Here is a 12,516-nt window from a genome sequence, read left to right on the forward strand (position 1 = left end):
TCTTTTCTCTTATTTTTCTAGTTGGTGTTTCTTTAATAATTCTGCCGTAGCAGCTGGTTCTTCCTGTCCAAATTGGGCAGCCAAACGTTGGCTCCAAGTATCCGTTGCCCGTGCCCCAGCATAGGCAGTCTGTACTCGATCAAAGGCTTCAATCACTTCAGGAGTCTGCTCCTGGTAACTTTCTTTGAAGACAACAGCTTCCAAAGGAAGGCGGGGCTTCACAGGATGGTTCTGATTTGGCACTCCTAAAGCCATCCCAAAGACAGGATAGGTGTAGTCTGGTAAGTTAAATAGTTTCGCCACTTCAGCTGCTTCATACCGAACCAAACCAATAATGACTCCTCCGTAGCCTAGACTTTCAGCAGCCAGCAAGGTATTCTGACCTGCCAAGGCAGCATCTACAGAAGTAATCAATAAATTATCTGGTCCTTCTGGATGGAATTGATCCGTATGCATCCGAACCCCTTTTTCAGCTCGGTTGAGATCTCCTACAAAGAGTAAGAAAACAGAGCATTGACGAATCGCCTCCTGAGGGACGAATTGGTAAAGCGCCTCTTTCTTTTCCTGGCTTCTCACTAAGATAATGGAATAAGACTGGAAGTTCTTCCAAGAGGAAGCCATCTGTCCTGCTGTTAGGATCGCTTGAAGGTCATCCTCTTTGATGTCCTCCTCCTTAAAGCGACGGACAGAAGAATGAGATTTCATCAAATCAATTACAGTATTCATCGGCGATTTTCTCCCTCTAGGCGGACTTCTTTAGCAAGGAACTTAATTCGCTCCATGACACGTTTGGCTTGCCAAGTCTCATCTCCATTCCGTGATGTAGCAAAATGACGTTCTAAATCTTCTAAATTGAAATTCGAAGTAAAGAAGGTTGGAAGAATCTCCTGCATCCGGTGTTGCAAAATCACTTGCAAGACTTCATCCCGGACCCAAGGCGACATCTGCTCCGCCCCAATATCGTCTAGAATCAAGATTTCAGCCTTCTTGACCTGATCCAACATCTCTTTAACTTGCCCTGTGTTGATGGCATTTTTAACATCGATGACAAAGCTTGGGAAATGTAGAATGGAGGAGGAAGCCTGACGTTTTTCAGATAAATCATGAGCAAGAGCTGCCATCATATAGCTTTTCCCAACTCCGAAATCTCCGTATAGAAAAATTCCTTTACGGGCTTGAGGATAGGAAGCAACAAAATTGGCCAACTCTTCAAATGCTCCAAAACGTCCCCGATCATCCAAATCGACTTTCGCTAAGGAAGCTTCCTTCAAGGTGCTTGGCAAGTTGATCAGTTGCAAGCGTTTATTGATAGCAGCTTGTTTTTGTGCCTCAATCAACTCAGGTGTCTCTTCATAGGAAACATCCGCATAGCCCTCATTCATGACCAATACAGGCTTATACCCTCTTGCAATATAATCTGCATCCCCGAGGACAAAGCGATTCCGTTCACTGATGTATTGGTTAAATTTGGAAATACTGCGACGGATTTCTGCTTCCGACAAGGCTTCCTTTTGAATAAAGTTTGCAATCTCAGGTTCGGCGAGAATTTGAGCTACCAATTCTTCATAATTGAACTGCTGTGATCGATTCATCTGGGACATGGTTTTCCCTACGCTCTCCATTTACTCCCCTCCTTGATTTAATTTCTCGAGCAAGGCCCGTTTTTGTTGTTCCAAATCAGCCTGTTCTTCCTGGCTGGTCTGATTGGTATAGTTAGGCTGGCTCCACTTTGGAACATTAGTTTTCCCAGTCGCTTGTCCATTCTTAGTTGCTTTCTCTTTTGCCTTTTGTGTATGGGAGTCTTGGCGCTGGCGGATCTTCAGGACAGCCTCTTCAGCCGTTTTAATTCCCTCATACGCAAAATCATTCCCAACTTTTAAGGCATATTTCTCATTAAGATTGGCAGAAGCAACCTTATTAAAGGTCAACAACAAGATTACGTTTATGACTTCATCTAATAGGCCTAACTGGGCCAAATCAGAAATCACTTGACGCTCAGATTGGGTAACGACAGCCTTACGCGCTTTTTTAATTCCTGCTAAAAATTGGAGACTGGACTTATTTTTAGCTTCCCGGATAATGGCTCTTTCCTGCGGAGTGAACTCATCCTTACCTTTTTCCTGTGGTTGTTGGGTTAGTTTCTGTCTCATCCGCTTGGTCGAAATGAGCCTATTAGCCGCTGTCTCCTTGGCCAAGAGATAGGTCTCATACCAAGTCCAATTCTTCTCTTCTGTGATGGCATAGAGAACCAAGAGGTCTTCTTGTTCGTTCTCAAAACGGAGACCATCCCTCGCCATTAATTGTTTAAAGTGCTCCAAACTGAAGGAAGATGTTTTCTTCTGATGGGTCGAAACTCCATCAATCCCAAAGACAGAGGCAAAGTTCACCTTCCGTTTTTCGCCCTCTGGTTTTTCAGGAAGCAAGTCACGAACTGCCGCTTCTCCTATTTTTTTCTCCAGCAATTTCTGATAAGCAACATTGGCAAAAAATTGATCTGCTTCTAGCGGAGGCACAAATCGGAACTGAAGTCCTTCTTCTGTTTCATAAACCTCTAATAAATTCATGGCAATCAAGCGGTCTAGACTTTCGAGAAAATGAGCGAAACCTAGATCCAGATGATTTAAAATGACAGCAATCAGCCGTTTTTCTTTCCCCTGATCATAGAGACTCAGCAGAAAAGTATATAATTGACTTGCTTGAACACCTAATATTGGTCCATACAGATGCGTAAAGGAGGCTCCTGTAGGCGCCAAATAATTATTCTTCAAGAAAGAAAATGAAGTATTGGGCTTCATCTATTTTTCCTTTTTCTTCTTCGTTCCTTTGGTAATCTGTTTTAAGAGACTTTCCAATTCACCAACATCCTTGAAACTACGATAGACACTCGCAAAGCGGACATAGGTAATTTCGTCCAACTCTGCTAACTCGTCCATGACCAGTGATCCAATATAGTCACTCTGGATCTCATTTTCACTCTGGCTTCGAATCTTTTGTTCGATGCGACCCACAATTTCCTCAATTTCGTCACTCGATACGGGACGTTTCTGAGCTGATCGAATAATCCCATTAAATATTTTATCTCTAGAAAACTGTTCCCGGGTGCCATCTTTTTTCACCACAACAAGAGTCCGCTCTTCTACTCGTTCATAAGTGGTGAAGCGATGATGACATTCATCACATTCTCTTCTTCTACGAATCGTTTTCCCATCTTCTGCCTGGCGACTATCTACAACACTAGACTTGTTTCCGCCACATTTTGGACACCGCATGGACACCCTCCTTATCGTTTCTTAATACTTTATTCTATCATATTTAGGGCTAAAGTGAAAGCAAGCGAAACAAAGAAAATCCCTAGCCTCCTAAAGGCATAGGGATTTGAATCTTATGGTAAATACAAGTCAGCTGACAAACCATAATGGTCGCTGACAAGAGGTTGGTTGGAACCATCAAACACAACTTCTAGTCGTTCGATAACCCATTCTTTTGAAGTGAAAACATAATCAATCCGCAAAGGTACCTGATTATCATCCCATCCATCAATTCCAGGACCTACTGTGTAAGTCCCCTTGGTCTGACGGGCTTCAATAAAGCTATCTTGAAGAGCTAGCGGACTCGCTAGTATTGCCTCATAACCCTCTTGACCAGCTGGATTATTAAAATCTCCGGCTAAGATTAAGGGTTTCTGCAATTGGCTGAAACGCTCTTCTAAACGTGCCCACTCTTGTTGGAAACCTTTGTCCCACCAAGATAGATGGGCACTGGCAACCGCAATTTCTTTCCCATCAACTTGGGTTTCTGCAATGGCAATCCGTCGTGTATGATAATCTGTTGGATCATTCACATCTGAAACCAAGAGTTCGCTTGCCTGGATTGGGGTACGTGATAGAACCGCCACGCCTTCATGATAACGGTCATAGCCGATATGGTTGTAAGCCCAAGTCCAGTGATAGCTTAATCCTTCTTCTTCTAATTTTTCAACTAAACAACGAACATAGTGATCCTGATGGATCGGCTCCGCAGAAGGAGTTGGATGATATAAGTCATTAACTGGAACAGCTGGACTTTCGATGGCCTGATTGATTTCTTGGAAACAAATCAGATCGTATTGCTTTTCAATAATGTCTGCTACTAAGTCCTCAAATTTTTGTTGGGGATTTTCTTCCATCCAACTATGAGTGTTCAAAGTCAAAAATTTCATGATCCTACTCTCCTAATAGAGAATTCCCTGTATCCGATGGATACAAGGAATGACTCTCATAGATTATAATTCAACCTTGGCAACCACAGCATCTGCTGGAAGTTGACCAGTTTGTGTAAGAGTGACAGATTGAATAGCTGCAGCATTTGTGAAGACTACAACTGTTGACGTTGCACGTCCAGCTTCACGAATAGCATCCAAATCTGCTTCTACTAATAAATCTCCCGCTGCCACTGTTTGGCCTTCTTCTACCTTCACTGTGAAAGGTTTTCCTTCCAAACTTACAGTATCAAGACCGATATGAACGAGAACTTCAAGACCAGATTCTGTTACCAAACCAAGTGCGTGTTTGGTAGGGAAGACGCTTGTCACCTTACCAGCTACTGGTGAAACGATCTGACCATTTGCTGGTTCAACTGCAAATCCGTCACCCATCATTTTTTGTGAGAAGACTGGATCTTGAACTTTTTCTAATTCAATGACTTGTCCTTCAGCAACTGAGTGAACTTCTTCTGTCACCCCTTTAAAGCTGACTTCTGCTTGTTGAGAAGATGCTTTTTGACTTGGGAGAGTTTCAGGAATCACTTCACCTGAGTCTAACAAATCTTGGATATCTGATTTCAATACGTCCGCTTTTGGACCGTAAATCGCTTGAACCCCTTGTCCTTTCATGACAAGTCCCATCGCACCTTCAGCCTTCCACTGTTCTTCTGTTCCAACTTTAGTTTCGTCTTTAACAGTCACACGAAGGCGAGTCATACATGCATCCACATCTACGATGTTGGCACGTCCACCAAGAAGGTTGATAACGTTAACTGCTTGTGAAGCAGCGGCTACTTTACCTGAAGTTTCAGATGCTTCTGAATCTCCTTCAGCTTGTTCGTAGTTTCCGTTACGTCCAGGAGTTGCGTAGTTAAATTTCTGGATCATGAAGTTTGCAATGAAGTACATGATCACTGCAAAGAGAACAGTTACCCAGATGAAGTTAATGATATCCATACCAATACCCGCTTTAATGGTCATTGGTGTACGAGTTAAGAACTCAATTGATCCAAATGAATGGACACGTAGATTGACGATATCTGCCATCGCGAAGGCTGCACCTTGTACCACTGCATATACGAGGTAAAGAGGCATAGCTACAAACATAAACATGTACTCGATTGGTTCTGTAACCCCTGTAAGGAAGGTTGCAAGAGCAGTCGCAATCATCATCCCTTTGTATTTGTGTTTCTTATCAGGGTCTACATTACGATAGATAGCAAGAGCAACCCCCATCAAGATACCAAATGAACCGATCATTTGTCCCACTTTGAAACGAGCAGGTGTGAAGGTATCTAACAAGTATTGGTAAGTAGCAGGATCAGAAACTTTTGTATTTCCTAAGTCAGTCACCCAAGCTAACCAAAGTGGGTCTTGACCGAATACAGTCGAACCTTTTGAGATACCAGAAAGCACTTCATAAGTACCACCCAATTGTGTATAGTTGATTGGAATGGTCAACATGTGGTGAAGACCAAATGGAAGCAAAAGACGTTCTAGAGTACCAAAGGCAAATGGTGCAATAATTGGTGCTGACTCTTTTGAGTTAGCGATCCAGATACCAAAGTTGTTAATTCCTGTTTGGACTACTGGCCATAAGAATGACAAGACAAGAGCCACAATTACAGAACGAAGGATAACGACAAATGGAACAAACCGTTTCCCATTAAAGAATGATAGGGCATCTGGTAACTTGCGGTAGTTGTAGTATTTATTAAAGGCTGTTGCTCCTACAAAACCGGCAATAATACCAACGAAAACTCCCATATTCAAGGCAGGTGATTCTAAAACACTCGTAAAGTAATCAGCAACCTTGATAGATCCACCAAGAAGAGTATGAACTTGTGCTTTTGGATCTTTAAGCATATCTCCTGTTACACCGAACATCACACCAGTGATACGGTTAATCAGGATAAAGGATAGACCTGCTGCAAAGGCACCACCAGCACGTTCTTTTGCCCAGCTACCACCGATAGCCAATGCAAAGAGAATGTGAAGGTTAACGATAACTCCCCAACCGATTTGTTCAAGAACACCACCAGTAGTTACCAAGAAACCAAGTTCTGGATTAATCATTGCAATCGTTTTACCAAGACTGATCATCAGACCTGCCGCCGGCATAACTGCAACGACCACCATCAACGCTTTACCGAATTTTTGCCAAAATTCAAAGCTAAATAGACTTTTGAATGATTGTTTATTCATCATTCGACCTCCTTATAAAATTGAAATGCCCGAATATAAGAAAACGTTTGCATATCACGATTACTATTATACCACTTTTTTTTCATTTGTAAAGCCCTTACATCTATATTTTTAATTCACAATCTTTATAGATAAAGGCCTTGAAAAGCCTATAATATAAGCAAACGTTTGCTTCTTTCACAATTTTTTTAAAAATTTTTTTAAAAAAATTTTTAAAAATTTCTTCTTCCTTCCTTTTCCTTTTTGACAAACAAAAAATCCCTTTGAGATTTCTCATCAAAGGGAATGTTGTTATTCTTGCATTTGGTAGCCGACACCTCGGACAGTTTTGATATAGCTCTTTTGTCCTGGGAGATCTATTTTTCCACGAAGATAGCGAATATAGACATCAACGATATTGGTTTCTGCTGTACTCTCATACTTCCAGACACGCTCCAGCAATTGCTCCCGACTAAGGACATGCTTACTTCCCATCAAAGTCGCTAACAAATCATACTCACGACGTGTCAAGTCAATTACTTCCTCTCCCCGATACACCATATGATTCTCGAAATCAATTCGTAAATTCCGATAAGAAGTAGGAACTTTCATCTGATTACAATGTTGGTCAATAAAATCACGGCCTCTAAAAATAGCGATGATTTTCTCAACTAAATCACTGATCACGAATGGTTTGATAACATAAGACACTGCAAATCGTTGGATACTCTCCATATGCTCAGAAATTTTCTCACGACTATCTAAGACAATCAAGACTGCTGCAGGACGAATCTTACTCAGGCGTTGAGCAAAATCTTCCCCACTCATATCTTCTAGTTCGTAATTGAGAAGAATTAAATCATATTCTGTAGCCTGCAGGAGTTTCAAGGCGATTTCCCCTTGTTCTACCAAATCAACTACATATCCTGCTTTTTGAAGTTCTAAATCAATAAAGCGCGCTAAATTCTTTTCATTTTCTACTAGTAATATCCGCTTTGTCATAACCTACAATTATTTTTCGTCGTACCAAGAATAGTGGAAGGTACCTTCTTTGTCCTTACGTTGGTATGTGTGAGCACCAAAGTAGTCACGTTGCGCTTGGATCAAGTTCGCTGGAAGATCCGCTGAACGGTAGCTATCAAAGTAAGTGATGGCTGCTGAGAAGGTTGGTACTGGTACACCTGCTTGTACAGCAAGAGCTACAATGTCACGAACAGACTGTTGGTACTTAGCTGTTACATCCAAGAAGTACTCGTCCAAAAGAAGGTTAGCAAGATCTGCATCACGGTTGTATGCATCTGTGATCTTTTGCAAGAAACGAGAACGGATGATACAGCCATCGCGCCAGATAGATGCGATGTCTGCAAATGGCAAGTTCCAGTTGTTTTCTTTAGAAGCGACACGCAACTGCGCAAAACCTTGTGCGTATGAGATGATTTTTGAGAAGTAAAGGGCTTGGCGGATCTTTTCGATCAACTCACCCTTGTCTCCTTCAAATTTGAAAGCAGCTGGTTTTGGAAGCACCTTGCTAGCGTGTACACGTTCTTCTTTGTAAGTGGAGATGTAACGTGCAAATACTGACTCAGTAATGAGTGACAATGGCACACCAAGGTCAAGCGCTGATTGGCTAGTCCATTTACCAGTTCCTTTATTTCCTGCAGCATCCAAGATGTAGTCAACGATTGGGCCATCTTGACCTTCGTCGTCTTTGCGTCCAAGGATATCCGCAGTGATTTCGATCAAGTAGCTGTCCAATTCACCCTTGTTCCACTCAGTGAAGATTTCAGCCATGTCTTGAGCTGAAAGGCCAAGCAAGTGTTGCATCAAATCATAGCTTTCTGCGATCAATTGCATGTCCCCATACTCGATACCGTTGTGGACCATTTTCACGTAGTGACCAGCTCCATCAGGACCGATGTAAGTCACACATGGTTTACCATCTTCTGGTGCTTTTGCAGAGATTTCTTCAAGAACATCTGCTACCAATTCATAAGCTTCTTTTTGTCCACCAGGCATGATAGAAGGACCTTCAAGGGCACCTTTTTCACCACCAGAAACACCTGTACCGATAAAGTTGATACCTGAGTTCGCCAACTCTTCATTACGACGGATTGTATCTTTGTAGAACGTATTTCCTCCGTCGATCAAGATATCGCCTTTGTCCAAATGTGGAAGAAGGGCTTGGATAGTTGCGTCAGTACCAGGTCCTGCTTGAACCATGAGCATGATCCGACGTGGTTTTTCGATTGAGTTTACGAAACTCTCGATATCATAGCTTGGCACGAAGTTCTTTTCAGGATGGCAAGCAACAACATCTTCTGTTTTTTCTTTACTACGGTTATAGATAGCAACTGTGTATCCACGAGATTCAATATTAAGGGCAAGGTTACGACCCATTACGGCCATACCAACAACACCAAAGTTTGCTTTTGTCATGTGACACTCCTCTTTATAGTTTGCCTATATTCTACCATTTTTTGACATCAAATGAAAGTAGAAAATCATCTCCTGCCCCTTCATGTAGAAAGATAGCTCCTATCTACTTTGAAGCAAAAAACAAAAAGTGCCTGAGTTACAATCCTCAGACACTTTCCAATCGATTCTACTCATCTGCTTTAGAAGTTCATTCATTGGCTTCAAGAATTTTCACTACTTGTTGATCTGCATCATTTCTACCTTTGACTTACTGCCAGAAAAGGACATTCAATTTCTGTTCCAGAAACCTATCTTCACCTTCCTTCAGCGAGCCTCTTGTCAAAGATTACTTTTCTTCATCAAATAAACCTTGGAGACCAGCAAAGGGACTGTTTTCTTCTTTCTTGATCGCTTGAGCTTCTTGGTACTCTTCCTCTGTCATGATCTTCCAATCATTGCCTTCGATAAAGCCTTTACCAGCCTCTTCTTCTGGAGTGAGAACCTTGAGAGGAATATTGAGCAGGATATTGTCTGCCACACTCTCACTTAGGTCAATCTTGCCCCCTTCAATGGGAAGAATCAGATCTTCCTCAAGAGCTTCGATATCTGCATCAGACTGTACATCCTCAGCGAACACCTCTGTCACAGGGTAGCTTTCTTGGAGTTCAACAGGTTCCATGCTTCGACTAGATGCCAAAACGATGGTGTAGTTCAACTGGTAATCCAAGACATAAAGACCTGTATCATGAGCTACTCGACCTGTCGCTGTCACATGTTTCAAATCAAGAATTTCTGGATTACGCTTTTGCAATTCTTTTAACAAATCCAACTCTTGATCAAATGCAAGTCCTTCAGGATTTTTACGGATTTCTTGTGTAAATAAGTTCATTCTGTTGTCCTCAAATCTTCTAGATATTACTAGTATATCATGAAGCTGTCCCTTCAACCAAGATGTCTCCTCAAAAATTTGTTATAATCATAAAAAAATACAGAGACTAGGCAAATTGGTGTTGTACACAATGGTCCCACATCTCTTGAACAAAAGATGGTCACTTGCTAGTGCATTGATCAATGTTAGATAGAGGAGAATTCATGAAAGAAATCGGAACAGTTTTTCGGCAAATACGTGAAAGTCGCCACATCTCTTTAGAGGAGGCTACGGGTGGCGAATTTTCGCGCTCCATGCTATCTCGATTTGAAAGAGGGGAAAATGACCTGACGACGCAACGGTTTTTTCAGGCCCTTCAACAAATCAAAACCAGCCTCAGTGAGTTTTCCCATCTAGCTGGAATCGATCAGCACTCTTTTATTCCCAAATTGTTGAAAGAGCACTATGAAAACATGAGCTTGGAACATGATCAAGCCTTGTACCAAAGCTACCAGCTAGCCTATCAGAAAGATCACAAAAAAGAAGACTTATTAGCCAGCATTATTCTCAAGGCCCAAATGCTTGGCAACTATCCTGAGGTAGAGTTTGCTGCTAGCCAAGAGGAACTAGAATTCCTCTATGACTACCTCTTCTCTGTCATGGTCTGGGGAAATTTTGAGTTAAGCCTATTTTCACTGACCTCTCCTCTTTTCTCTAGTCAGCTCTATCGACAATACACAGAGGAGTTGGTCCAACGGGAGGACTTCAAGCTTCTCCTAGATTCCTCTCGTCCTGCCATCAATTCTATTTTCCTTAATGGCTTTTTTCTCGCCATTAGTTCAAATGAATTTGAAGATGCAACCTATTTTGATCACCTGATTAACAACCACTTTTACTCTGAGAACGAAGCCTACCTTCGGACGGTTTATCTCTACGCCAAAGGAGAATTTCTCTATCGAAAGGGAGAAAAAGAAATCGGTCTTGAAAAGATGGAACAGGCCATCCAGGTTCTCTCTATTCTGGATTGTAAGGACAGTGCCAACTACTACAAACAGGGCCTGCAAGAACTGATCAATAAATCCTAAAAACTCACAGATCTACTCCGTGAGTTTTTGTTGAAAATATGCAACATTAATTTTTTCTTGCTTTTTAGGTTTACAATAGGATCATCAAGCAAAGAAAGAAGGTTCTTCCCATGATGACCAAACTAAAAAACTACTTCCTCCGCTTTCTTCTCTCACATACCAGCGTTTATCTGAAGGATCAGGAACTTCTTCTCTCTGATGATGAGAAACTAGACCTCTTCAAACAGATCGTTCGATCTATCAAACAAGTCCTAGCAACTGATCACGTGAAGGAGGAAGGCTTATGAAACTCTTAGCTCGTAATAAAATTTTTGCCTTACTCAGTCTTTCTCGCTTTTTGAATACCCTTGGTGCCGCCATCTACAATCTGGTCTTTGTGGTCTTTGCTGCCAGCATGCCTCAGCCTAGTCTGGCTGTTGGCATTGCCAATCTCATTGTATTTATTCCCAGCCTCTTTACCATTTTTGTCGGCATGAAGGCTGACCACACGAAGAAAAAAGCTAACTGGTTGATTCGCATCGGCTATCTCCAAGCGATGCTCTTCATCCTTATTGCTCTCATGACCAAGATTCCGGGTTACCTAGCCTTTTCGATTGTTTGCTTCTTAAACATTGTTTCAGATTGTTTGAGCGATTATCGCGGGGGCCTACAACTCCCCATCATGAAAAAGAACATCCCCGACGAGGATTTGATGGAGGCCTATTCCTTCAACCAACTACTTAGTATGGTCTGTTCGATTTCTGGACAAGCCCTAGGAGTTTGGTTACTAGCCATCAGCCATCAACATTTTGCTCTGGTCGCTTCGATCAATGCCGTGACTTTTCTCCTGTCTTCTACCTGTCTCCTGATGAGAAACAAACAGCTGACACATGATCCCGTTATTGAGCCCAAAAGTAAGAATTCTTTGGTACACGAATGCCAAGAGATGTACCAGAACGCCAAAAGTATTTTTGCAGATGAGGAGGTCCACCACTTTGGCAAGTTGCTCTTCTCATTGGTTCTCATCAATGCTTTAGGGGGATCCATCTCTGGCATCTACAATTTGCAACTGCTTCACTCCCCCTTCTTTCAGTTGAGCTTTAGCCAGTCGCTCTTGATCTTAGAGGCTGTGACTATTTTAAGCATGGTCTGGGCTAGCCTGACACCCCATGATTATTTTTCCAAGCAATCACTCCACCATATCCTCCTGTGGATAGCAGGTGGGCTGACCATGCTTGGGCTCACAAATATTCTGGTGCACTGGGATTTCCTTTCCCTTCTACTCATCACTTTCCTTGGTTATCTTGTTGCAAAAATCAACCCAAAAGTTTCCAGTCTCTTAATGAGTAAATTACCCGCTGAAAAATTAGCGTCTACCTCTAGCTTTTTGGGACTGATGGTCAGCTTTGCCATGCCCATTGGAACAGCTCTCTTTTCTAGTCTAGCTATCTGGAGCCTTCCCCTAGCTTGGGGGATCTATGCCATCCTTGGTTTCACTACCCTCCTCTTAACAACTAAATAAAAAAACCACCATTGGGTGGATTGAGCGTAAAGACAAAGTTATCTTTTATACAATTCTATTAACTTCTATAAAGATAAATACTTTTTTATCTTTATAGTTATTCAATCATCTACTGAAACTTTCCGCCGTGAGAAAAGTGCTAGAAACAAGGTTGTTTCTAGCACTCGGGAGTTTTGGAACCTTAGGTCCAAAACTAAGTCATGGAACTTCTTCGAAGTTCGCT

The 12,516-nt window shown here is 42.0% G+C and carries 12 protein-coding genes; 3 read left to right on the forward strand and 9 right to left on the reverse strand.

Translation table 11 applies throughout. The features are described from left to right. Nucleotides 1–9 precede the first annotated feature (9 nt). The 9 genes from ADH49_RS01270 to ADH49_RS01310 form a co-directional block, all read right to left on the reverse strand. Nucleotides 10–726: an NADPH-dependent oxidoreductase gene (locus tag ADH49_RS01270; protein ID WP_048688351.1), complete on the reverse strand. Its 717-nt coding sequence runs from the start codon at nucleotides 724–726 to the stop codon at nucleotides 10–12. After that, nucleotides 723–1,622, reverse strand: coding sequence for a primosomal protein DnaI (dnaI, locus tag ADH49_RS01275; RefSeq protein WP_048688354.1), 900 nt, complete (start codon nucleotides 1,620–1,622; stop codon nucleotides 723–725). Before dnaI ends, ADH49_RS01270 begins: the two co-directional genes overlap by 4 nt. Beyond that, on the reverse strand, nucleotides 1,623–2,795 hold the full coding sequence (locus ADH49_RS01280; RefSeq protein ID WP_048688357.1) for a DnaD domain protein: 1,173 nt from the start codon (nucleotides 2,793–2,795) through the stop codon (nucleotides 1,623–1,625). Continuing rightward, nucleotides 2,796–3,269 (reverse strand): transcriptional regulator NrdR, encoded by a 474-nt coding sequence (nrdR, locus tag ADH49_RS01285; protein ID WP_006595763.1) that lies wholly within the window; start codon nucleotides 3,267–3,269, stop codon nucleotides 2,796–2,798. It abuts the gene before it with no gap. 113 nt (nucleotides 3,270–3,382) lie between these two features. Beyond that, nucleotides 3,383–4,198, reverse strand: coding sequence for an endonuclease/exonuclease/phosphatase family protein (locus ADH49_RS01290; protein ID WP_048688360.1), 816 nt, complete (start codon nucleotides 4,196–4,198; stop codon nucleotides 3,383–3,385). Nucleotides 4,199–4,261: 63 nt separating this feature from the next. After that, entirely contained in the window at nucleotides 4,262–6,445 is a 2,184-nt protein-coding gene (locus ADH49_RS01295; protein WP_048688382.1) for a PTS transporter subunit IIBC, read from the reverse strand. A 291-nt stretch (nucleotides 6,446–6,736) separates the two neighbouring features. After that, entirely contained in the window at nucleotides 6,737–7,426 is a 690-nt protein-coding gene (locus tag ADH49_RS01300) for a response regulator transcription factor (RefSeq protein WP_048688364.1), read from the reverse strand. 9 nt (nucleotides 7,427–7,435) lie between these two features. Beyond that, a complete protein-coding gene (gene gndA / locus ADH49_RS01305; RefSeq protein ID WP_048688367.1) occupies nucleotides 7,436–8,860 on the reverse strand; it encodes an NADP-dependent phosphogluconate dehydrogenase in 1,425 nt (474 codons plus the stop codon). Between the two features lie 325 nt (nucleotides 8,861–9,185). Then, nucleotides 9,186–9,728 carry a YceD family protein gene (locus tag ADH49_RS01310; RefSeq protein WP_048688370.1) on the reverse strand — a complete coding sequence of 181 codons (543 nt, stop codon included), beginning with the start codon at nucleotides 9,726–9,728 and terminating at the stop codon, nucleotides 9,186–9,188. Nucleotides 9,729–9,931: 203 nt separating this feature from the next. On the opposite strand from ADH49_RS01310, the gene ADH49_RS01315 reads away from it, so the two are divergent. The 3 genes from ADH49_RS01315 to ADH49_RS01320 all read left to right on the forward strand — a co-directional run bounded on the left by ADH49_RS01315 (nucleotide 9,932) and on the right by ADH49_RS01320 (nucleotide 12,293). After that, nucleotides 9,932–10,792 (forward strand): helix-turn-helix domain-containing protein, encoded by an 861-nt coding sequence (locus ADH49_RS01315; RefSeq protein ID WP_048688373.1) that lies wholly within the window; start codon nucleotides 9,932–9,934, stop codon nucleotides 10,790–10,792. Nucleotides 10,793–10,902: 110 nt separating this feature from the next. After that, nucleotides 10,903–11,079, forward strand: a complete 177-nt coding sequence (locus tag ADH49_RS10245) for a hypothetical protein (RefSeq protein ID WP_172605101.1) — start codon at nucleotides 10,903–10,905, stop codon at nucleotides 11,077–11,079. After that, a complete protein-coding gene (locus ADH49_RS01320; RefSeq protein WP_048688376.1) occupies nucleotides 11,076–12,293 on the forward strand; it encodes a transporter in 1,218 nt (405 codons plus the stop codon). Before ADH49_RS10245 ends, ADH49_RS01320 begins: the two co-directional genes overlap by 4 nt. Nucleotides 12,294–12,516: the final 223 nt, after the last annotated feature.

Source organism: Streptococcus sp. 400_SSPC, from assembly GCF_001072745.1.
Lineage (GTDB): Bacteria > Bacillota > Bacilli > Lactobacillales > Streptococcaceae > Streptococcus > Streptococcus xiaochunlingii.

Bases quoted from the DNA above. Each gene is read 5' to 3' on its own strand.
- ADH49_RS01310 (WP_048688370.1), bottom strand. From the start codon at position 9,728: ATGAACTTATTTACACAAGAAATCCGTAAAAATCCTGAAGGACTTGCA.
- ADH49_RS01290 (WP_048688360.1), bottom strand. From the start codon at position 4,198: ATGAAATTTTTGACTTTGAACACTCATAGTTGGATGGAAGAAAATCCC.
- ADH49_RS01300 (WP_048688364.1), bottom strand. From the start codon at position 7,426: ATGACAAAGCGGATATTACTAGTAGAAAATGAAAAGAATTTAGCGCGC.
- gndA (WP_048688367.1), bottom strand. From the start codon at position 8,860: ATGACAAAAGCAAACTTTGGTGTTGTTGGTATGGCCGTAATGGGTCGT.
- ADH49_RS01315 (WP_048688373.1), top strand. From the start codon at position 9,932: ATGAAAGAAATCGGAACAGTTTTTCGGCAAATACGTGAAAGTCGCCAC.
- ADH49_RS10245 (WP_172605101.1), top strand. From the start codon at position 10,903: ATGATGACCAAACTAAAAAACTACTTCCTCCGCTTTCTTCTCTCACAT.
- dnaI (WP_048688354.1), bottom strand. From the start codon at position 1,622: ATGGAGAGCGTAGGGAAAACCATGTCCCAGATGAATCGATCACAGCAG.
- ADH49_RS01295 (WP_048688382.1), bottom strand. From the start codon at position 6,445: ATGAATAAACAATCATTCAAAAGTCTATTTAGCTTTGAATTTTGGCAA.
- ADH49_RS01320 (WP_048688376.1), top strand. From the start codon at position 11,076: ATGAAACTCTTAGCTCGTAATAAAATTTTTGCCTTACTCAGTCTTTCT.
- ADH49_RS01280 (WP_048688357.1), bottom strand. From the start codon at position 2,795: ATGAAGCCCAATACTTCATTTTCTTTCTTGAAGAATAATTATTTGGCG.
- nrdR (WP_006595763.1), bottom strand. From the start codon at position 3,269: ATGCGGTGTCCAAAATGTGGCGGAAACAAGTCTAGTGTTGTAGATAGT.
- ADH49_RS01270 (WP_048688351.1), bottom strand. From the start codon at position 726: ATGAATACTGTAATTGATTTGATGAAATCTCATTCTTCTGTCCGTCGC.